This window comes from Capnocytophaga ochracea DSM 7271 (genome assembly GCF_000023285.1).
Lineage (GTDB): Bacteria > Bacteroidota > Bacteroidia > Flavobacteriales > Flavobacteriaceae > Capnocytophaga > Capnocytophaga ochracea.
Genome location: NC_013162.1, coordinates 1,093,934 through 1,115,903, shown reverse-complemented (window position 1 = coordinate 1,115,903; position 21,970 = coordinate 1,093,934). Strand labels below are relative to the sequence as shown.

Below are 21,970 nucleotides of genomic sequence, written 5' to 3'. Positions count from 1 at the left end.
GTTATTTATTTGGGTTTTGTATATTGTTCAACGATTGGCAAGAAATAAGAAAATGTTGTGGGGGATAGGGTAAACATTGTTCTCTTAGGAGATTTGAGGCGTATAAAAATACTATTCTTATTATTTTCCCAATTAATTTCGGTTATTTGAGTAGGGTCAATTTTTCTAATTGCATAGAAGAGAAAAATATACAACTTCTTGTTACACAATACAAACGGAGGACTATACTTACTGATAGAAGGCAAACTATCTTTTACTTTGAGTAGTGTTTCAAAATCGGTATCACTCATTTGTTCTACCAGCATATGTTGGGCTTTTTCATTGCGTTTCAGCACATAGGTAGCAAGGTAATACGCCAGAACAATAGGTATAAGGGCAAGAAGGATAAACAATATGAGTTTCTTAATTTTATTAAAGATTACCATATATACACTGCCTATTTCCTCAAAATCCTCTTTGAACATTACAAAAATCAAAATCAATAAAAGAAAAGAAAATAGCACCAGCAAAGCAATAGAAGCATATTTGCGGTATTTGTGTGCCCCCTGCATATAGGTTTTACGCTTTTGTGAAAGCTGGTGAGTAGGACGGAAAAGCACTAATCGTTCTTCAAAGGCGTTTTTCCGTATTATCGTAAGGTACAGAAAGATACCTATAAAAATCACTAAGGGTGCCAAACAGATAATGTAAATTATGTCCATTTTTTTAGATAAGAATTAAGAATTGCCGTATTTAGCAAAATACTCATTGATAAGCCCTTCTAATTCCTCAAAAGTGATTTCGAGTTCGCTATTGTCGATTTGAATTCCTTCAAACCTATTCCTTATCTCTTTACTTTTGATTCTGCTCAAGTAGTTTTCAGGGTGTTTGAGTTTGATATGGATGTGTATTCCATAGAATTTCATTCTGCCTATAGCAGCTATTTCGTTCCAAGGAATTTCACCTACCCATTTACCTACAAGATTCACATTGCTTTTGAGGTACTCAGGAGTGAGTATTACACCTCCTTTGCTTCTCTTTAACGATAATAGACCTTTTATTCCCATAAAAAAGAGAATAATGGTTACTATCAATAAAACTAAAAAGAATGCTAAATAGTATAGGTTTAGGGTATCAGCTGATAAAATAAGAGCGATAACACCTGCTACACCAAGGATTATAAGAGCATAGATGCCTGTGAGTTTCAGCATTTTCTTTTTGCTGAACGGGATAATGATAGTATCTTTCATTTTTCTATTTAGTTCATAGGTTATTTTAAAGTTTTTATTTGAGCATTAGGATTGTATTTCTCGATAATCTCCCCAAAAATAGGATATACATTCCTATACATCACAATTGAAGTAGATTTTATTGATTTAATACGTACAATTACTCTCCCTCCCCTAGCATAAACAAAACCTACTTCTTTTATTGTTGTAGGATCAATCTCCTCAACGGTAAGAGATACAAATAAGTACAGCTTATCTTTGCAAAGCATAAAAGGAGGAAAGTATTTGAAGAGAAATAATTCTTTTTGTACACTAAGCAATAGCTCAAAATCGCTATCACTCATTTGTTCTAAGAGAGCTTGTTGGTTTTTAATATTTCTTTTTAAAATACGATATATTAAATAAATAACCAAACACTCTATTGCTATTAGAAAAATTAGAAGGAGAAAAAAGATAGGAATACCAGCGTCAAGTAATAGAAAAGCGCATACAACTATTAACGGAAAGCTAACAAACAAGCCTATAACTATGCTCGCTTTTTTGATATATCGCTCTGCCCCTCTGATATATTCCTGTCGTTCGGGGGAAAGAAGTCGGGGAGTATGATAGGCTAAATGTTTTTCGAAATTACTTTTGTACTGCACAATAAAATATACCGAAACAACTACAAGCACGAATATGAGAATAATTATAGTATTCATTGTATACATACTTTTAATTTTTGATTCACTGTGAGGTTGTGTTTTTAAACCCTCAATAATACAACTACGACAAAAAAAAGAGGCTTCACCACTGTGGGTAAAGCCTCTTTGTATTATTACATTACAATATTGATAATCCTATTAGGCACTACAATTACCTTTTTAGGGATGTTACCTTGTAGCTGTTCTGCGGTTTGAGGGTCGGAGAGGATGGCTTGCTCTATTTCGGCAGGGGTCATAGTGGTTGCAAAAGCGCGTTTGAAGCGTACTTTGCCATTGAACGATACAGGGTATTCCTTGCTGTCTTCTTGCAAATACTTATCCTCGTGTACGGGATAAGGTGCATAAGTTATGCTTTCGGTATTTCCGAGCCTTTTCCAGAGCTCTTCGGAGATATGCGGAGCGAAAGGCGCTACCAACACCGCAAGAGGCGCTAAAATGTCTCTATGGTGGCATTTTAACGTTGATAACTCATTCACGCATATCATAAACTGACTCACCGAGGTATTGAAAGAGAAATTCTCGATATCTTCATTTACCTTTTTAATCGTTTTATGCAGAGCTTTAAGCATTTCGGGCGTAGGGGCTTCATCGGTTACTTGCCAGCCGTTGTCATTGAAATACAAACGCCATAGCTTGCGCAAGAAGTTATACACCCCCGAAATACCTGCTGTGTTCCAAGGTTTGGCTTGTTCCAAAGGACCTAAGAACATTTCATACAAGCGCAAAGTATCAGCTCCGTATTGCTCACAAATATCATCAGGGTTTACCACGTTGTATTTAGATTTCGACATCTTTTCTACTTCACGCCCTGTAATATACTTACCATCTTCTTCTAAAATAAACTCAGCATTGGCAAACTCTTTACGCCACGCTTTGAATTTCTCAATATCTAATTCGTCAGAAGTATCTTTTAAGAGAGAAACATCTACGTGAATAGGTTGCACCGATTGTCCTTTTATTTGATTTTTAGATACAAAAGTATTGGTACCTTCTAAACGATATGCAAAAGCACTCATACCCAATATCATTCCCTGATTTATCAGTTTTTTGAAAGGTTCTTCAGTGGGGGCAAAACCGCGGTCTTTAAGGAATTTGTTCCAGAAACGAGAGTACAAGAGGTGTCCTGTGGCGTGTTCGCTACCCCCTACGTATAGGTCTACGTTTTGCCAATAGTCTACTACGGCTTTGGTAGGGAAGGTTCCACGTGCGTCTTTTTCCATCATATATTCCAACCAATACCAAGAAGAGCCCGCCCAACCTGGCATAGTATTCAATTCTAACGGGAATACGGTTTGATTATCAATAAGGTCATTGTTCACTACCTTGTGGTTTGCCGTATCCCACGCCCAAGTGGTTGCATTGCCTAATGGTGGGTTGCCCTCTTCGGTAGGGAGGTATTTCTCTACTTCGGGTAGGAGAATAGGGAGGTGCTCCTCGCCTATCATCTGTGGCAAGCCGTTTTTATAGTACACAGGGAAAGGCTCTCCCCAATAACGCTGACGTGAGAAGACAGCATCGCGCAGGCGGTAATTCACCTTGGCTTTGCCTGCTCCTCTGGCTTCTAAGGCTGCTAACACTTTGTCAACCGCTTCGTCAAAGTTATTGCAACCATTGAGGAAATCCGAATTTTGGTAAGTCATTCCCTCTTTGTCGGTAAAGGCGTTTTCTGAAATATCTTTATCGAAAATGTTAATCATTTCTGGCATTCCTTTAGTGCCCTTGAAGTGTTTGGCAAAGGCATAATCGCGGTCGTCACCAGCAGGCACTGCCATAACAGCCCCCGTACCATAGCTAGCCAATACATAATCGCCTATCCAGATAGGGATTTGCTTGCCGGTAAGAGGGTGCAGGGCATACGCCCCTGTGAAAGCTCCTGATACGGTTTTGGTGTCTGCCATACGGTCGCGCTCTGAACGTTTGGCAGTAGCAGCGATATAGGCTTCTACCTCAGCGCGTTGTTCCTCAGTAGTAATTTGCAATACTAAGGGGTGCTCGGGAGCAAGGGTAAGGTAAGTAACACCGAAGAGGGTATCGGGGCGAGTGGTGAAGACTGTGATAAGCCCCCGTTCCCCCGAAGGGGGACAAGCCTCAATAGTGATGGTAGAACCTGATGCAATAGCGATGGTAGAACCTTTGATAGGCTCCCGAACCCCCGAAGGGGGACAAGCCTCAGTAGTGATGCTAGAAGCTGATGCAGTAACTTTACTCAATTCCTTTTGATTAGGAAGAAAAGAAAGTTTTTCAGTGATTTGGTGAATAACTTTATCAAGGTTGTTTAATACTTCTTCATTGGTAAATCTAATTACTTCAAAACCTAATTGTTTGAGTTCTTCTGCTCTTCCTTCATCTAAACCTTGTTGAGTGTCATCAGTATGATAGCCTCCATCTACTTCAATTACTAAACGTTTAGAAAGACATACAAAATCTGCAATGAAATTGCCTATAATATGTTGTCTTCTAAACTTATCTCCTATATGTTTTGATTTTAAAGCTTCCCAAAGAACTGTTTCGGATTCAGTCATATTTTCTCTCATTTCTTTAGCTTTCTGTTCTAAGAAATGAAAATTATCTCCAGAAGTCATATAACCAAATTTTCCATCTGAAATCACTTCTGAAACCATATCTATTGTCTCATCCGCTGCATTTGCGGATTTTCCCCCTTCGGGGGATAGGGGGCTAAGCATAAAGTCGATAGAGGCTCCTACTGATTTTCCTATCCAGTTGCGTTGGCTTTCTTTGATGCTCTCACTCCAATCAATGGTGTCTAAGCCTTGCAAAAGGCGTTCAGCATAGGCGGTGATGCGCATACTCCATTGGGTCATCTTCTTGCGAATCACAGGGTGACCACCACGTTCGGATACGCCATTGACAATTTCATCGTTGGCGAGTACAGTTCCTAAGGCAGGACACCAGTTTACTTCGGTTTCTGCCAAGTAGGTAAGTCGGTATTTTAGTAAATGACGTTGTTTGCTTTCAGCTGTCATTGCGTGCCATTGGGCAGCAGTGAAGGTTGGGGTATCGTCGTCACAGGCAGCATTTACCTTGCTATTGCCTTCTGTTTCAAAGAGAGCGATAAGCGTTTCGATAGGCTCTGCTTTGTTGGTTGCGTTGTTATACCACGAATTAAACAACTGTATGAATATCCACTGGGTATGACGATAGTAATCGGGGTCGGAGGTCTTTACTTCGCGACTCCAATCAAAAGAAAAGCCCATTTTATCTAATTGTTCGCGGTAACGGGCAATATTCTGTGCCGTAGTGAGGGCAGGATGTTGCCCTGTTTGGATAGCATACTGCTCGGCTGGCAGACCGAAGCTATCATAACCCTGAGGGTGCAACACATTAAAGCCTTTGTGACGCTTGTAGCGCGCTACAATATCGCTGGCGATATACCCCAGCGGATGCCCTACGTGTAAGCCCGCTCCTGAGGGGTAAGGGAACATATCGAGCACATAGTACTTAGGTTTGGTACTGTTATTCTGGGCTTTGAAAGTTTGGTGTTTAGCCCAATATTCTTGCCAAAAGGCTTCTATTTCTTTGTGATTGTAAACCATTCTTCGTTAATTTGTCGATTAGCAACTTTGCCAATTATGGTGCAAAGGTATGAAGTAATTAGCAAATGAGCAAATTTAGGGATTGGCAAATGCTGAGAAGTAGGAAAATAGAAATCTTTGCCAAGATTATAAAACCTTGGCAAAGATGAAGAAAGTTTATGTTTTTCGATTAACTTATGTTTCTAAAAACGCGGGCGTTTTTCAGGGATAATGTGTGCTGTGTCGTACCCTGCAAAGTGTTTTAGGTAGTTTTGCAACGTAGTGCCATTGCCATCGGCAAAGGCATAGCGTCCTTTTTTCTTCAAATATTTTTTTACTGATTGCGCTCCAACTAAGTGAGCTGCTGCTAATATGCCTGACTCGGTAACTTCTATACCGTTAATTTTAGTGCCTACATATTGCTTGATTTCTTTGCGCAAATACCATTTGTTGCGCTGAAGACTAAGGGTAAAAAGTCGTTCTTGTTGTTCGGGAGAATTGAGGAATTGCTGAGCGTCTTTTACTCCGTAGAACTGCAAAGCTGATTTTCCGAATTGATATTTCCCCATATAGCCAAACCTATTCACTATAAAATAATCGCCTCGTGACTCGCGGTAGGCTAAGGCTTCTTTAAAGCCTATAAAACTTTTTCCTACTTGTGGTGGATTTAAGGAAAACAGATTGGGGTCGCTTGTTATTTCTTTTGGCATAGCGGTAACCAAACGAGGTATATCTACTACAAAGCTGGGTGGTACTACGGTAGTTCTCTCTTCATCACTTTTTACAGTAAAACCCAACATAAAAAATACGGCCATCATCACGGCACAATAATACCTCTTTTTTATATTTTTCATAAAAATTGTTTTCTTTAAGACTTACATCTGTTCTTCATAAGAAGTACACCTGCTTAAAATTATTTCGGGGGCAAAATTACAAAAAAAATGCCAAATGCAACTTTTTTAACTTATATTTTTATCAATAGTGTTATAAATGATTTTGATAACTACCCTCTAAACATCAGTAATTACAAGGGTCGTAGCACGACGAGCGGGTGCGAGCCGCACGGGCGAGGAAAATGAGAAAATGAGAAAATGGAGTAAATGCCAATAATACCAGAAATGCCAATAATGCCACCAAGGGAAATGGACGAGTCGGACAGGTCAGAGGAGAGGTTGAGTCGTGCGGAAGGAAACGGAAAAGAACGGAAGAGAGCAGAGAGAAGTTTTGGTGAAAAAAGGGTGTAAGATGGGTGGGGTTAGCTTATAGAGAGCTTATAGGAAGCTTATACGAATCTTGGACGATTGGTATAGAAAGGGTATATAAGTAGTTGATTCATAATATAATACAACAAGACTAAAAATGTTAAAAAAAGGGTTTCGAGGCGAAAGAAAGAGAATCCTCACCCCGTTCACATACTCTCCTATTCGGAGACTTCTCCCAAGGAGAGAGGGTGTAGTGACGAGTAGAGAGCGACGGAAAAAGGGGAATCTGGCGACGGAAAGGAGGAGGGATAATTAGGAAATTAGCAATTTAGAAAATTAGTAAATGGGGTGGTGTGGGGTCTTAGGTCATAGGCAGTAGGGGATAACATCCCCCTTTACACATACCCAGCTATCGCTGGCTACCTTCAAAGGAGGAATGTAGTGACGGGAAAGCGAGAAAAACCTCCCCCCTAGCCCCCTCCAAAGGGGGAATGTAGCGACGGAAAGGGGAAGAGAATTTAGAGCATTAGCAAATTTGAAAATGAGAAAATGGGGAGGTGTGAGCCAAAACTAGCGGGTGGTCTTTGCTGGGTATGTGAAAGACTGATTTCACTGATTACTATATAAGTACAACTGTATATCAGTATTATATATCGGACGGACATTATTTATAAAAAATACTATACTCTCTTCACTATTATTGCCGTTATGATAAATGATAGAAAAGCAGGAATAAACCACTCTATTCGGTAGTCAGCCAAGGGTAATAACGCTTTGAAGTTATTAATCCACGCTATATGTAGCAAATCACCTATGATGAAAAGTCCTGATAATATAGCCGTGAGCGTTACCCCCACTATATAAGGAGCATTGCTCTGCACCCGTTTGCCAAAGAAAAGCACAAATAAGGTAAGTGCGATGGTGATAGGATATGAGAAATCTAACAGATAGCCAGCGTAATGAATAATTTCATCTACACTTCTGATAGAAAGCGCAAACGATACTAAGGTACAAATCCACACTCCCCATTTATAAGGGATACGCCCTTTGCTGATGTTCTCGAAAATCTCACCCATAGCCGATACAATAGCAATAGCCGAAGTAAGGCAAGCAAAAGCTACCGCTACCGATATTACAATACCACCATTATCGCCTAATACGTTATAAGCTATATGCTTGAGAATATCTATATAGCTAATCCCTTCGGAAGAAGAAAGATTAGAGGTAGCTCCCAGATATAGCAATCCTCCGTAGATAAACACCAAACAGCCAGCGGCTATGACCCCAGAGAGTATTGTTACTTGTTTTTTATCAGCTTCACTGCGGTAGCCCTCTTGGACGATTGACGAGATAATGAGCCCCGAAAAAATAACCCCCGCAAGCACATCTAAGGTTAAGTAGCCTTTTGAAAAGCCAAACGCAAACGCCTCTCCAAAGCTATAACCGTTGTCTACCAATTCCTTAGGCGCATTGATGGTGCCCACGACTATCAGGATAGTAAGTGAAAGGATAAGAAAAGGCGTGAGTATTTTACCGATGATGTCTACTATTTTGGCTTTCGAGATAGAGAGCAAAAGCGTGATGCCAAAGTACAGCACCCCAAAAGTAATTTTGCCTATTTGAGGGAAGAAAGGCTGTACTGCCACCTCGTAGGTTGTAGACCCCGTACGCGGTACACAGATAAGAGGACCTAAGGTAACAATGATTAAAAACACAAGCGCATTTACGAATAACGGAGGGAAGCGCTTGCCTAAATCGGTGAAAGTAAGTCCTACAGAGGCTACCATTACCACCGCTAAGAACGACAGTAGTATGTCCGACACAAAAAAACCTGCAAAAGCCACGCCACTTAAAGCTCCTATTTTTAAGCCTATATAAGGGGGAATAACCAAATTGCCCGCCCCAAAAAACATCGCAAATAGAGCAAAACCTGCTGTTAGAATTGTAATGAATTTCTTTTTGTCCATAATAAATTAGGTTTATATAGGTTAGAATGCTACAAAGGTATAATTTTCTTTTTATAAAACAAATCTTTTCTTTAATTTCTTTTTAAAGTTTTTATTAGTAGCTTCGTAAATTATTCTTACTTTTGTCGCCAGAATCTTAATATTTAAATTAAAATGACAGGATTTTCAGTTATTGATTTCGAGAGCCCAATCAGAAATTGGAAGAAAGGTGTTTTTAGCTACACCTCTACAATGGCAAATGAAGGGGTACGAGAAATAAATTTTGGGAGGTTGGGAATTAGTTTGTAATTTTGCGCATCAATCGAGAGAGGACAGAGAGACGAGAGAGGCTGGTGAGATTTAGAAACTAAAAAATAAAACAAACAAAAATGAATGATTTTTCGACTGCGGATTTTGAAGGACTCATTAAAGAGTGGATTACTGGACTTATTAAATTTGCGCCTACACTATTGTGGGCAATTGCGCTTTATTTTATAGGGCGATACATTATTCGGTTTATTGCAAAACTCCTTAAAGGCTTGATGGTACGCCGTGGAGTAGACGTGGCTTTGCAGGGATTCCTCTTGCAAGTTGTACGGTGGATACTCTATATTGCTCTGTTCCTTACTATCGTGCAAGTAATAGGTTTGCCTGCGACTCAGTTTATCGCGATTATTACCAGTGGTTTTGTAGCAGTGGGGTTAGCCTTACAGGGGTCGCTATCCAACTTTGCAAGCGGGATAATGATTCTTATCTTTAAACCTTTCCGCGTAGGCGATACCATTGAAGGTAATGGCGAAAAGGGGACAGTAAAAAACATTGGACTCTTTGCTACAACTCTTAACAAAGCCAACAACGAGCAGGCGATTATCCCCAATACCCAACTTTTTAGCAATAGCATTATCAATTACAGTAGGGAAGAGAAGCGCAGGGTGTACGTATTAGTAGGCATAGGTTACAGTTCGGATATTCAAAAAGCTCGCGAAGTGCTCCTGCAAATTGCTAAAGAAGAGCCCAAAGCCTTGCCTGACCCTGAGCCTGTGGTATATGTAGAGGAATTGGCTGATAGTTCGGTGAACCTTTCACTGCGCTATTGGTGCTTGACTTCCGAGCACGCAGGGTGTATATTCCGTACTTTAGAGACTATCAAAAACCGCTTCGACGAAGCTGGTATAGAGATACCATTCCCACAAGTGCAAGTGCATCAGTAGGGGACTTAGAGGGTCTAGGAGAGACTCTAATAATCAAAAAACAGAAACCAATAAACATACAGATACCGGCTATAAAGATAGTCGGTATTTTTTTTTGTGAATATTTCGTTGTTAATTGTTCTTTATTTAGTACCTTTGTGGCGTCTTTAACATCATAAAAATGATTTTACAATGAGAAAAATCTTCTTTTTTGCCTTCGTGGCTATTGCTTTGGTGAGTTGTCGTAAGAACGATGACAACGGTAACGAGGTAAACGTATCGCCTAATGACTACACTCTCAGTGCCGATGGTCTTACCTTAATAAAATGGACTAATAGTAGTACTATTTCTATTGATATGCAAGGGGATAGCAATTTGCGGAAAGTAAACACTATTGCCGAAAATGCTTTTAAAGACCTTAAAAGTTTAAGAGCGATTACTTTTTCGGACAATTTAAAAGAAATAGGTTCTGATGCCTTTTCAGGAACGAACCTCAGTGATGGTGTAAACTTCAACTCTTATTCAGACGTTGTTTTTGGCGAGAGGGTTTTTTATCGTTCGAATATTAGAAAAGTGGTGCTCCCCAATACCAAAGCATTATCTAACCGGATTTTTGCTGAATGTAGAAACTTGAAAGAAGTTACTTTTAAAAGAACGGGTATTATAGGCGATGGGGCTTTTTCGTCTTGTGGAACTCTTGAATTAGTAGATTTAACAGATGCGGGAGTTACTCATATAGGGAAAGAGGCTTTTGCTAACTGTAAACTTTTAAAAAAGGCAGTCCTTTCGGTAACTATGAACTTAAAGACGATAGGAGATAAATCGTTTGCGAACTGTACTTCGTTAGAGAATGTTACTATTCTTGCGCTTTACCCGCCGTATTTAGAGGGAGAGCCTTTTTCTGGAATAGCTAAAACTAAGTTTCCTACTTTTTATATCCCCAGAAAACCTAAGGATTTATTGGATATATACAAAGGGGATAACAATTGGAAAAATTTAGTTGATAAGATTCAGTTGATACCAAAATAATTAGGTGCGAGTCGCACAGGCAGTCGTAGCACGACGGGCGGTGTGAGCCACACAGGCGGGGGAGAAATGAGAAAATGAGAGAATTAGAGAATGAGGAAATTAACAGATTAGTGGAGTAAATGTTAATAATACCTACCGACAATCAACTTTGCCAAAGTTTGAGATGAAAAAGAGATATGCTGGGACTGTTAGGAGCTTTCAAAAGATATCGGAAAAGAACGGAAGTGAGCTGAGAGAAGTTTTGGTGAAAAAAGAGTGTAAGGAGGGTGGGGTTAGCTTATAGAGAGCTTATAGGAAGCTTATACGAATCTTGGACGATTGGTATAGAAAGGGTATATAAATGATTGATTCATAGTATAATACAACAGGGCTAAAAATGGTAAAAACAGGGTTTCGAGGCGAAAGAAAGAGAATCCTCACCCCGTCCCTCTCCCAAGGAGAGGGGGAATGTGGGGACGGAAAGGAGAAGGGATAATTAGAGAATTAGCAAATTAGAAAATTAGCAAGGGAGAGCACGAGCTAAAAGCTCGCGCCAGCGGAGGGAATAGGTGATAGGCCTTAGGTCATAGGCACTAGGGGGGAGTATGACGGAAAGGAGAAGGGGTAATTAGAGAATTAGCAAATTAGAAAATTAGCAAGGGAGAGCACGAGCTAAAAGCTCGCGACAAAAAAGAGGGAAGATGGAGACGGAAAAAGTGAAGGTAATGTGAGGTTATAGTGCGACGAGCTGATGAGAAATTAGTGGATTAGTAAAATTGAAAATGAGAAAATTAGTAGCTTACAAAAATTGATAAATACGATAAAAAATAATTATACAATGAGAAAAGTTTTATTATTAGCTTTGGCGATGGTTGCTTTGGTGAGCTGTCGGAAGAGTGATGATGACAGCAATGGTAACTCCACTGCTGATTACGAGCTCAGCGCTGATGGGCGTACGCTTATCAAATGGAAAAACGCGAATACTACGGTGCTTGATATGCAAGCTGACGAGAAGCTCAGAAATGTGAACACTATCGGGAAAGAGGCTTTTAAAGAACATCAGAACTTACAGTCGATTACATTTCCGAATAACTTGAAGGAGATAGAAGAGAGTGCTTTTGAGGATGCAAACCTCAGCGGTGAGGTTATCTTTAACACGAAAGCTACCGTTGATTTTGGCGAAAAGTGCTTCTACCACACTCATCTGAAAAAGATAACATTTCCCAATATGAGTGTGTTAGGTATCAATGCTTTTTCAGTTTGTAGAGATTTAAAAGAGGTTACTTTTAACAAAGTAAAGAAATTAGGTGATCTTGCGCTGAGAGATTGCAATGCTGCCTCGCTTACCTTTGAGGGAACGGGGCTTACTGAAATAGGGCACGGCGCTCTTGAGGGGATGTGGAAGCTAAGAGAGGTTACTTTACCCGAGACGCTTACTAGAATAGAATCAGATGCTTTTTGGCAATGCATAGTGCTGAAAAAGCTTACTATTAAAGCGGTAAATCCACCTGCCTTGCATATTAATAGTATTTTTGGCACAAACGATAAAAGTGTGATACCTACTATTTATGTGCCTAAGGGTTCGGTAGAACAATACAAAAAAACGGCAGGCTGGAAAGATTTCGCGGAGAAAATACAAGCAATTAATTAAATTAAAGAATGAGAAAATTAGGAAATTTGAGAATGAGAAAGGTTTTATTATTAGCTCTTATAGGGATTGCTTTGGTGGGCTGTCGGAAGAGTGATGATGACAACAACGGTAACTCCACTGCTGATTATGAGCTCAGCGCTGATGGGCGTACACTCATAAAATGGAAAAATGCAAATACTACGGTGCTTGATATGCAAGCTGACGAGAAGCTCAGAAATGTGAACACTATCGGGAAAGAGGCTTTTAAAGAACATCAGAACTTACAGTCGATTACATTCCCGAATAACCTGAAAGAGATAGAAGAGGGTGCTTTTGAAGAAGCTAGCCTTAGTGGTACCGTTACCTTCAATACCAATGCTACAGTAGTTTTTGGCGATAAAGCTTTCTTCAAAACAAAAATTAGAAAACTCTCCCTTCCTAATGTAAAAAGACTGCCCTATAGCGTATTGTCAATGTCTTATAATCTCGAAGAATTACACTTCAATAAATTAGAAATATTAGGATTTGGCGCTATTGGGTGGAATTATCTAAAAGAAATTAACTTAGAAAATACAGGACTCACTGATATAGAAACTGTGGGAATTTCGGGGTGTACGGAGATGAAGAGTGTTGTCTTGCCTGCAACACTGAAGACTATAGGGTATGATGCTTTTTGGTATTGCCAACAGCTTAAAACAGTAACGATTAATGCGGTAAACCCTCCTGCCTTAGTGAATAACCCGTTTAGGGCTACTCGTATAGAAAAGATATACGTACCTAAAGGCTCGGTAGAGCAATACAAAAGAGCTACTTTCTGGAGTGCTTTTTCTGATAAGATATATCCGAAAGCACAATAAATAATAATTGAGGGCGGTATATCATATCCAAAGATTAAGATTATATTGATGTATTTGACTTAGATATTTATTAGGTATTTTTAAATTCTGTAATTTTTATCCAAAACTATATGAAACGCTTTTTGACTGTTATTGCTTTTTTAAGTATCACTTCGATAGGTTTTTCGCAAGTGGCTATAGGAGTACGCTTTTCCTATCCTTTTACTATGATACAAAGTATGCGTCCTGTTACCCCAAATGTACCATCTTCATCTGTAAGCTTTGGTAAATTTAGAAATTACTTAAATGCGGGAGGTTTTATTAGGATTCCTGTACAAGAAAGATTAACATTCCAAATTGAAGGGATGTTCAGTATTGCCGAAGTAGATTTTGACGGTAAATATCAAGGTAGTTCTTTTCATTCGGGCTACCGTTTTGTGCATTTTGATATGCCTTTTTTGTTACAATATGAAGGCAAGCGACCTATTAGAGGTTTTGTACAAACAGGTTTTTCACCTAAATTTTATTTGATGCGCGAGGTTAGTTTGGATAGCTCTTATGATATTTCGTTTGCTGATACCCGTCGTTTTAAGAAGAGCTTGCTGATGTGGCATATAGGGGCAGGCATTCTCTTTGAGCGTAAGCATTGGATTTTCACTCTTGATCATCGGTTTTCTATGAGCGTGTTTAACGTGTCGGAGCATAACAACAAGGAGTTTTTAGACCTCAGCAAAGCGAAGTTTTACTTTTTTAGTACTTCCTCAGGTATAGCGTATAAGTTTTAAATTTGTACATCACTTCCCACTGGTTATTTTTTCATTTGTAATTGTGAATTGAAAATTATTTCATATATTTGTTCCCTAATAATACATTTGACTAATTGATAAATTAATTATGAACTTTACCACAGCACGTGAGCACCTCAAGAGTGTGCTCCTCCCTACACACCTTATTTATAGTCCGCTCTTCTCAGAAGAATCTGACAACAAAATCTACATCAAGCCTGAAAACCTTCAAAAGACAGGAGCTTTTAAGATTCGTGGCGCTTATAACAAAATCCTTAAACTCACCGAGGAAGAGAAAAAAAAAGGAGTTATTGCTTCTTCAGCAGGAAACCACGCACAAGGCGTTGCCTACGCAGCACGTGAATTGGGTATCAAAGCCGTGATTGTAATGCCTAAAACTACACCTCTTATCAAAGTGCAATCTACTAAAAAGTACGGTGCAGAAGTAGTGCTCTACGGCGATGTATACGACGATGCTTACCAAAAAGCGAAAGAGCTGGAAGAGAAAGAAGGCTACGTGTTTGTACACCCTTTCAACGACCCTGATGTGTTGGAAGGACAAGGTACTATCGCCTTAGAGATATTGGAAGAACTGCCTAACACCGATGTGATAGTTGTACCTATAGGCGGTGGTGGACTTATCTCGGGGATTGCTTGCGCTGCTAAACAGCTCAAACCCGATATTAAGATTGTAGGTGTAGAACCCTCAGGAGCTGCTTCGGCAACCGAAGCGCTCAAGAAAAATAAGCTTGTTAGCCTACCTGAAGCCAATACCATTGCTGATGGAACAGCTGTAAAACGGATAGGAGAGCTAAATTTTGAGTATATCAAGAAGTATGTAGACGAGGTGGTAACCGTAGATGACTATGAACTTACGGAAGTTTTCTTGCTATTGGCAGAAAAGCACAAGCTTATCGCTGAGAACTCAGGCGTATTACCTTTGGCAGCACTCAAAAAACTCACCGACCGCGGTAAGAACGTTGTGCCTGTAGTAAGTGGGGGCAATATAGATGTGCTAATGATATCTTCGATGATAGGCAAGGGATTGGTGAGCAGAGACCGCATCTTCAACTTCTCGGTAAGCATTCCTGACCGCCCTGGTGAACTCGCTAAGATTACTCAAATTATTGCAGAAGTGGGAGCTAATGTAGTTAAACTCGCCCACAACCAGTTTAAGAACCTCTCACGTTTCCGCGATAAAGAAGTGCTTATTACGGTAGAGACCAACGGTACCGACCATATCCAGCAGTTGGTAAGAGCTTTTAAAGATAAAGGGTACGAAATTACTGCTAAGTAGTTGTTAGTAGAACAAACGCTTTTAGATTACTAAAAAAGACTTTGCCAAAGGGTCAGCACGACAGGCTATTAACCCCTTGGCAAAGTCTTTTTATTTTCTGTTAAGCTATATACGGACTTATTGACTTCAGACTTTTCTCAAAGAGAATTCTGCTTTATATTCTTTGCCGTTTTCTTCTATGAGTACATAGCCTTTGGGCAGGTCTTTTAATAAATAGTCGTATTCACTATCAGATAGTCTATGTGTACTTACTGCTGCTGGATATCTAGTCATATTTTCTATTTTCAGATTAGGAAATACAATAGCTTTTATAGAAGCATTACCTATTTCTTCATTAAAGAAAATATTAATTTGTTTAGCGAAAAAAGAGGCGTCTTTGTCTATAAGCTCAGCAGTGCCTTTAACTTTCAAACGTGGAGGAGTTTCAGGAACAACTTTTTGAACGGTAATTTCTTGACCAAAAACCTCTGATTTCAGGTGTATTTGAGAAGATAATACTACCTTATAAGTACCTGACTCTACATTATTATCTATTTTAAAAGTTGCGGTGGTACCTCGGTGATTATACGTACTTAAAGTTACTTTTGTTTCTCCGTTTTTAATTAAAAGTAACTCGCAATATCTGTAATTAGTATTAAAACCTACGCTCATATAGGTAAAGTTTTCTCCTGTTATGGTTAATTCATCACCTGTTTTTAGGGTAGTTGCAGAGAGAGATTTGATTACTGGGGCATAAGTAGGTACTATGTTTATCGCTTGTCCGTCGCTGTTTACAAAAGGAAGTACTTGCTCTTTAGCACCCCCTTTTACTACAAACTTAAAGTCATTACCTCCGCTGAAAGCTCCAGCTGGTGTATTGAACATCTTAAATTCGAGGTTGTAACCAGACATTTCTGCAACTGTAAGCTGGTAATCTTGTCCGTTTTTGCGTAGGTAATAGGTGTATTTTTTTAAGGCTTCAGCATTAGCGTATACTAGCACTTTAAAGACTTGCAAGTTGGTAGTCGCTAATGTTTGTACAGGACCTTCAAAAAGATTAATATCTAAAACATCTAAAACAATCTCACTACTATCTAAGGTAAAAACACCACTTTCGACTTCTTCTTTGTCGAAGGTTGCTTTAAAGCGATATTGACCGTTTTTATAAGTTGCGGGCAAGACCACATATACACGTCTTTCTTTTTTGTCTATCTTTTGTACTTTGAGGTCGTAAGAGAGCGCGCTTCTGTATTTAAGGAGCTTTACTTTTATTTGCTCTTTTTTGACGGGTAATGTATTTACCTCGAAGAAAATCACCTCGCCTCCTGCTTTGTTTACCGTATATTCATTAGGAACGTGCCCAATTTCTATTGGGACTTGCGGTTGTTCGGTCTTTTCGGTGGTAACCAGTACTTTGTAGGTTTTAGTACTTTTGTTTTCGGCGGTTACAGTGTAGGTTACTTCCTTAGAGAAGTTTTGAGCTACCCCTGTATTAGGGCTTACGGTTGCGCCCTTAGAAACCGTGATGGTAGGAGTAAGGGTGGTGACATCGGTGTCTTCAGGTAATTGGGCGGTGATAGTGGTATTGCTGATAGTACCACTATAAGTGTTACCCTCTACGGTAAAGACAAACGAAAGAATGTCTTTTTCAGCGCTCAGTGGGAGCGTTTCATCATTGTCTTTCTTGCACGCAAAAGCGATGAGCAAGATGCATAAAACGTACAATTTTTTCATTGTAGATAATTTTTTTTGAATTGCTTGCTATTAGAAAGTGCAAAGATACGGCGTAATTAGCAAATGAGCAAATAAGGGAATGAGAAAATGAGGCACTACATCTCTCCTCGTTTCATCTTTTCGAGATTAGCTTTTACCTCTTGGCGTTGAGACTCAAATTCATCATTAGTTTTTGAAAGGAGTTTTACGGCTTTCTCTTCGAGCTTAATAGCTTCTTGTTTTTCACCGCGTGTGTACAAGAGGTGAGCGAGGGTATCTAAGTAATAAGGATTCTCAGGTTCTAACTGTACTGCCGAGCTTGCCCACTGATAGGGTTCTGCTAATTTAGCGGGGTCGTTTTTATGTTCTTCGTACACTTTCCAAGCGATATTATTAGCGCGGTTAGCAAAGCGCATTTTGTAATACTTCCAGCTATTTTCTTCATCGCTTTCGGAAAAAGCCTTATCGAGTGCTGCAATGAGGTTACTATCTCTCTTCAATAGGTTTTTATAGTATTCGCTGAAATAAGCACTGGCTTCTTCTACGTTGTTTTCATAGAGAAAATCGATGTAATCATCAGCGGTAAGTACATTCTTTTTGACACCTTCGATATAAACGGCTTTTACAGGTTCAAAAAGAGTTTTGTCGTTGAATACAAGACGGTCGAGAAGAGTACTGAAGTGTCCATAGTTTGCTTCTATTACGCCTTTCTCTAAGCGTTGTTGATAGTCGGTATAGTCATCGTTTTTAGGAATGAGTTTTTCGTTATGTACTTTAATTTCCTCGCTGAACTTCACCAAATAAGCGATTGCATCTACATCAGCAAGAGAAGCAGGCTTTTCGGCATTGAAAATTCGGTAATAATAATCGCTATCATTGCTATTAAGAGCGAGCAAGAAAGCATATGCGGAATCGAGTTTGCTATCGTTTTTATGAGCGTTTACGATGCGCTGCCATTGGGTAGTTACTTGCTCAGGGGTAAGTTGCATTTGGTAGATGCCTTTGGGGTTTTTAAAATCGGAGAAGTAATCTTCTTGCTCTTGTGCTATATAGTCGAAGGCTTCTTCCTCATTAGCATCGCCTGTTTTTTGCACGGGACGATTTTTAGCTAACAAATACACACGCTGGCTGTCCTTTTTGAGAAAAGTGGTAAAAATAGCTTGTAGGTCTTTTACAGAGAGTTTAGGATTTCCCAAAGCTTTGTCGAGCGCACGAGCCATAGCTATCGTACCGAACTGCTGTCCGTAGGAATCACTTGTTACTATTTCGTCATTGGCAACCTCTTCGATAGTAGAGGGCTGATTGTAGAGCAGATCACCGGCTACGTCAAGCACAGCCATTTGGTTACCTGTAGGTACGCCTTTGGCTTTGAGGGTTTTCATATCTTTGGTAGTAGCCAAATAGAGTTCATACGGATAGCCATTGCTACCGCCTTCTTCTTTATATTTGGCAAAAAGGGTAGCGAATTGTTGTTGAGCCTCTTTGTTATCGGGTTGTTGGAAAACTATTACCAAACGGCTATATTTATCGGCTGAAGCAAGGGCAGTTTTCAAGTTCTTGGGTAATGAAATATCTGCTTGGCTTTTCTGCTTAGCTCTTTTTTCAGGATTATATTCGGGGATATCCTGTTCTTCCTCAAAAGCGATGAGATATTTCCAATTCTTTACATTTTCCTTATTGCTACGGGCTACTTTTGCTGGATTAGGAGTGCTTGCCTTGTTACTGAACAGAATTGCGTTATCGGAATCGCCTTCGGTAAGAGAAATCGTTCCTTTATCGGGGTTGTAAGTGCCTTTTAAATTAAGCATATTATTGGTTCCTAAAAATTCTACTTCCACGGCATTGGTTGTCTTTCCGATAGGATATTTCTCAATAATTACTTCTTTGGATTTATTGTTGAAAGCTACTGAATGGGCATTCACTAGATAAAGGTTTTCAGTACGTGGCACTTCAAAACTTTCTAATACATAGTAACCAACTCCATTGCTGTCTTTTGTTTTTTCTACATTTTCCAATGAAGTGATTTTGTTATGTACACACACATATTCCACTTCACCTTTGTTGTTTTCATAGCCTACATATAAGAAATGTGGGTCGCCAAAGAGCCCTGTTCCTATTTTAAAGGTAATTTGCAACTGAGAGCTATTGCTCTGTTTCTTCTCAACCAAAAAAGACGACGCATCGGAAGAGAACTCTATTTTTTTATCCTTTAAGGTATAGTTGCCCGAAGCGCCTACCAATTCGTAAGTGTTGTTATTACCAATCCTAAGCTCCAAAGCATTGCCAAGAGAGCTGGCTTTGTAAGAGCCAGCAGGAATAGGGTTTTGGGCTATAAGTGATAGCGGAAATAGTGCTAATAGGGGAAGTGCCTTCATTTGAGTAAAAAGTTAAAAGTTAAAAAGCTGAGACTTGTGTAGCAAAAAGTGAGCCAGATCATTCAGTATACTTTTTGATAAGGCGAATCATTAAGTCGCTGAGTTTTTCGACTTGATACTCCCCTACACTGGGTTCCAAATGGGCGTTACCTATACCGCTGTCGTCGGTGATAAAGACATAGGTACCATTGGTATATATTGCCATAAAACGCATTAAGAACTCGGTGGGCTTATCGATACCACTGGCTACGATAGGAATGAGTTTGATACCTTTCTCGGCAGCGGTTTTAACTGATGCTTGTACGCTTTTGAGTACCTTATCTTCGTGATGTGGAGGAGCATCGAGTACTAAAAAGGCAATACGTGTGCGTGCCTCGCCGTCCCATTGGAGTTTGTTGAGCTGGTTGAGGGCTGTGTGTACTGCTTCGGGGAAGTCGCCTCCACCATCAGCTTTTTGGCTATTAATAAACTGAATGGTTTTATTGATATCCTTAGTAAAATCGGAATGTTTGACTACATACTCATCGCCTTCGTCGCGATAAAAGACCGTAGCGGTGCTTATTTTGAGGTTTTTATTTCCTTCTTCTACCTTACTGATTACGTTCTTCAAGTCCATTTTTAGGAACTCTAACTCATCGCTCATTGAGCCCGTAGCATCTACCATAAAGGCAATTTGTACTTCGTTTGATGCTTTTTTAACTTCATTTTTAAGCGCAATACGGTTGAGAGTGTTTTCGCTAATTGCTTTTTCTGTGCTCACCCATTGGTCGTTTACTTTTAGGCGCAAATGCTCGGTGTTAAGCTCTTTTTCTTTTTGGAAGGCACTCACCCATAGTTCAGCTTTACCCGTGTTATCGGTTTTAGCTGTCCATAGCAGGGTATTGTTGCGATAGAGCGCTACGGTAGCATTCACAGCAGGCTTGCCATTAGCGGTTACAAGTACCGCTATACGGTGATTGGTGTACATTTGCCAATGTTCGGGGAAAGAAGCAAATTCATTTTTATTGAGTGTTTTTTGATAGAAATCCCAACTATTGAGGTCGTTCCACTCGCCGGCAGTTACCAAGCCGGACTGAGGTTGGGGGTCGCTTTCGGGACGATGTTTGCGGTGCTTAGGTTCAGTGCGTTTTGCTGGTTTGCTGGTTGCTACATCTTTTGCTACCGACATTTTAGCTGACATTGTACTTTCGTCATTTCTGCTAACATCGACTGTTGTTTTAGAATGTTTTCTCTTAGCACTCTTTTCGCCGTAGCCTACTACGGCTATCTCGGCTAATTCGCCACTACTTTCTTCTCGGTAATCGGTGGCAGAGCTTTCATATGGGTATTCGGTGGTACTGCTTCCACGATCAACGGGTTTATAAGCGTTTCGGTTGCCACAAGCTCCTATGAGTAGGGCGAGGCATAACAATAAAAAATAAGATATGTTTTTCATTTTGAAATATAGTTTTTGTGTTTCTAAGAGAAAGTATACGAAAATAATGCCAAATTAGTGCAATGATGCCGGAAATGTGGATAAAAAAGATTATTAGGGGGAATGTAGTGGCAAAAAGACGAATGAAAAATAGTGTTATATCGAATAGCCGTTAAAATTACCTTTTCGTTGTTCAAGTATAAAAACATTTTTGTACTTTTGTGATATTATTGAATTTTAAAATGTTTATGCAATGAAGAAAGTTTTATTATTGGCTTTGGCGGTGGTTGTTTTGGTGGGCTGCCGGAAAAGTGATGATGACAGCAACGGTAACTCTACCGCTGATTACGAGCTCAGTGCTGATGGGCGCACGCTTATAAAATGGAAGAATGCGAATACTACGGTGCTTGATATGCAAGCTGACGAGAAACTCAGAAATGTGAATACTATCGGGAAAGGGGCTTTTAAAGACCACCAGAACTTACAGTCGATTACATTCCCGAATAACCTGAAAGAGATAGAAGAGAGTGCTTTTGAAGAAGCAAACCTCAGCGGAGAGGTTGTCTTTAACACGAAGGCTATCGTTGATTTTGGCGAAAGGGTTTTTTATCACACACATCTGAAAAAAATAGCGCTACCCAATATGAGCGTGTTAAGTAACAACGCTTTTTCAGCTTGTGGTGATTTGGAAGAGGTTACTTTTAGCAAAGTAGAGAAATTAGGTGATTATGCTTTCTTGTGTGACATCAATATTACTACGCTTAACTTGGAGGGGACAGGGCTTACTGAAATAGGATATGGCGTTTTTGAGGTAATGTGGAAGCTAAAAGAGGTTACTTTACCCGAGACGCTTGCTAGAATACAGTCGAATGTTTTTTGGGATTGCAAAGTGCTGAAAAAGATTACTATTAAAGCGGTAAATCCGCCTGCCTTACATATTAATAGTATTTTTGGTACGAAAGATAAAAGTGTGATACCTACCATTTATGTGCCTAAGGGTTCGGTAGAACAATACAAAAAAGCGACAGGCTGGAAAGATTTTGCAGAGAAGATTCAGGCAATGAATTAAATTAAAGAATTAGAAAATTTGAAAATTAGAAAATGGGGTAAATGCCAATAATACCAGAAATGCCAATAATACCAGAAATGC

At 39.6% G+C, this 21,970-nt stretch carries 17 protein-coding genes; 8 read left to right on the top strand and 9 right to left on the bottom strand.

Annotated elements, in window-relative coordinates; translation table 11 throughout:
* Positions 1-5 precede the first annotated feature (5 nt).
* The 5 genes from COCH_RS04800 to COCH_RS04780 all read right to left on the bottom strand — a co-directional run bounded on the left by COCH_RS04800 (position 6) and on the right by COCH_RS04780 (position 6,299).
* Positions 6-701 carry a hypothetical protein gene (locus COCH_RS04800; RefSeq protein ID WP_015782178.1) on the bottom strand — a complete coding sequence of 232 codons (696 nt, stop codon included), beginning with the start codon at positions 699-701 and terminating at the stop codon, positions 6-8.
* Positions 702-716: 15 nt separating this feature from the next.
* Positions 717-1,229 (bottom strand): STM3941 family protein, encoded by a 513-nt coding sequence (locus tag COCH_RS04795; protein WP_015782177.1) that lies wholly within the window; start codon positions 1,227-1,229, stop codon positions 717-719.
* A 20-nt stretch (positions 1,230-1,249) separates the two neighbouring features.
* On the bottom strand, positions 1,250-1,909 hold the full coding sequence (locus COCH_RS04790; RefSeq protein WP_174250640.1) for a hypothetical protein: 660 nt from the start codon (positions 1,907-1,909) through the stop codon (positions 1,250-1,252).
* A 116-nt stretch (positions 1,910-2,025) separates the two neighbouring features.
* On the bottom strand, positions 2,026-5,466 hold the full coding sequence (locus COCH_RS04785; protein ID WP_015782175.1) for a leucine--tRNA ligase: 3,441 nt from the start codon (positions 5,464-5,466) through the stop codon (positions 2,026-2,028).
* 182 nt (positions 5,467-5,648) lie between these two features.
* Positions 5,649-6,299, bottom strand: a complete 651-nt coding sequence (locus COCH_RS04780) for a hypothetical protein (RefSeq protein ID WP_015782174.1) — start codon at positions 6,297-6,299, stop codon at positions 5,649-5,651.
* Between the two features lie 325 nt (positions 6,300-6,624).
* On the opposite strand from COCH_RS04780, the gene COCH_RS12410 reads away from it, so the two are divergent.
* Positions 6,625-6,711, top strand: a complete 87-nt coding sequence (locus tag COCH_RS12410; protein ID WP_143713260.1) for a glycosyltransferase — start codon at positions 6,625-6,627, stop codon at positions 6,709-6,711.
* A gap of 616 nt (positions 6,712-7,327) precedes the next feature.
* Here the strand turns inward: COCH_RS12410 and brnQ are convergent.
* Positions 7,328-8,614 carry a branched-chain amino acid transport system II carrier protein gene (gene brnQ, locus COCH_RS04775; protein ID WP_015782173.1) on the bottom strand — a complete coding sequence of 429 codons (1,287 nt, stop codon included), beginning with the start codon at positions 8,612-8,614 and terminating at the stop codon, positions 7,328-7,330.
* 368 nt (positions 8,615-8,982) lie between these two features.
* Between brnQ and COCH_RS04770 the strand changes: the two genes are divergently transcribed.
* The 6 genes from COCH_RS04770 (at position 8,983) to ilvA (ending at position 15,339) form a co-directional block, all read left to right on the top strand.
* Complete coding sequence (locus tag COCH_RS04770) at positions 8,983-9,804, top strand: mechanosensitive ion channel family protein (RefSeq protein ID WP_002674535.1); 822 nt, start codon at positions 8,983-8,985, stop codon at positions 9,802-9,804.
* A gap of 171 nt (positions 9,805-9,975) precedes the next feature.
* Positions 9,976-10,812, top strand: coding sequence for a leucine-rich repeat domain-containing protein (locus COCH_RS04765; RefSeq protein ID WP_015782172.1), 837 nt, complete (start codon positions 9,976-9,978; stop codon positions 10,810-10,812).
* An 817-nt stretch (positions 10,813-11,629) separates the two neighbouring features.
* Positions 11,630-12,442 (top strand): leucine-rich repeat domain-containing protein, encoded by an 813-nt coding sequence (locus COCH_RS04755; RefSeq protein ID WP_015782171.1) that lies wholly within the window; start codon positions 11,630-11,632, stop codon positions 12,440-12,442.
* 8 nt (positions 12,443-12,450) lie between these two features.
* The gene (locus tag COCH_RS04750) at positions 12,451-13,278 is read left to right on the top strand and encodes a leucine-rich repeat domain-containing protein (protein WP_015782170.1); all 828 of its coding nucleotides are present in this window, start codon (positions 12,451-12,453) and stop codon (positions 13,276-13,278) included.
* A 110-nt stretch (positions 13,279-13,388) separates the two neighbouring features.
* The gene (locus COCH_RS04745; RefSeq protein WP_015782169.1) at positions 13,389-14,042 is read left to right on the top strand and encodes a porin family protein; all 654 of its coding nucleotides are present in this window, start codon (positions 13,389-13,391) and stop codon (positions 14,040-14,042) included.
* A 109-nt stretch (positions 14,043-14,151) separates the two neighbouring features.
* Positions 14,152-15,339 (top strand): threonine ammonia-lyase, encoded by a 1,188-nt coding sequence (ilvA, locus tag COCH_RS04740; RefSeq protein ID WP_015782168.1) that lies wholly within the window; start codon positions 14,152-14,154, stop codon positions 15,337-15,339.
* A 126-nt stretch (positions 15,340-15,465) separates the two neighbouring features.
* Here ilvA and COCH_RS04735 read toward each other — a convergent pair whose 3' ends face one another.
* The 3 genes from COCH_RS04735 to COCH_RS04725 all read right to left on the bottom strand — a co-directional run bounded on the left by COCH_RS04735 (position 15,466) and on the right by COCH_RS04725 (position 20,841).
* Positions 15,466-17,052 (bottom strand): DUF5018 domain-containing protein, encoded by a 1,587-nt coding sequence (locus tag COCH_RS04735; protein WP_015782167.1) that lies wholly within the window; start codon positions 17,050-17,052, stop codon positions 15,466-15,468.
* Between the two features lie 95 nt (positions 17,053-17,147).
* The gene (locus COCH_RS04730) at positions 17,148-19,406 is read right to left on the bottom strand and encodes a hypothetical protein (protein ID WP_015782166.1); all 2,259 of its coding nucleotides are present in this window, start codon (positions 19,404-19,406) and stop codon (positions 17,148-17,150) included.
* Between the two features lie 58 nt (positions 19,407-19,464).
* Positions 19,465-20,841, bottom strand: coding sequence for a vWA domain-containing protein (locus COCH_RS04725; protein ID WP_015782165.1), 1,377 nt, complete (start codon positions 20,839-20,841; stop codon positions 19,465-19,467).
* A gap of 232 nt (positions 20,842-21,073) precedes the next feature.
* On the opposite strand from COCH_RS04725, the gene COCH_RS04720 reads away from it, so the two are divergent.
* Complete coding sequence (locus COCH_RS04720; protein ID WP_015782164.1) at positions 21,074-21,889, top strand: leucine-rich repeat domain-containing protein; 816 nt, start codon at positions 21,074-21,076, stop codon at positions 21,887-21,889.
* The last annotated feature ends 81 nt before the right edge of the window (positions 21,890-21,970 follow it).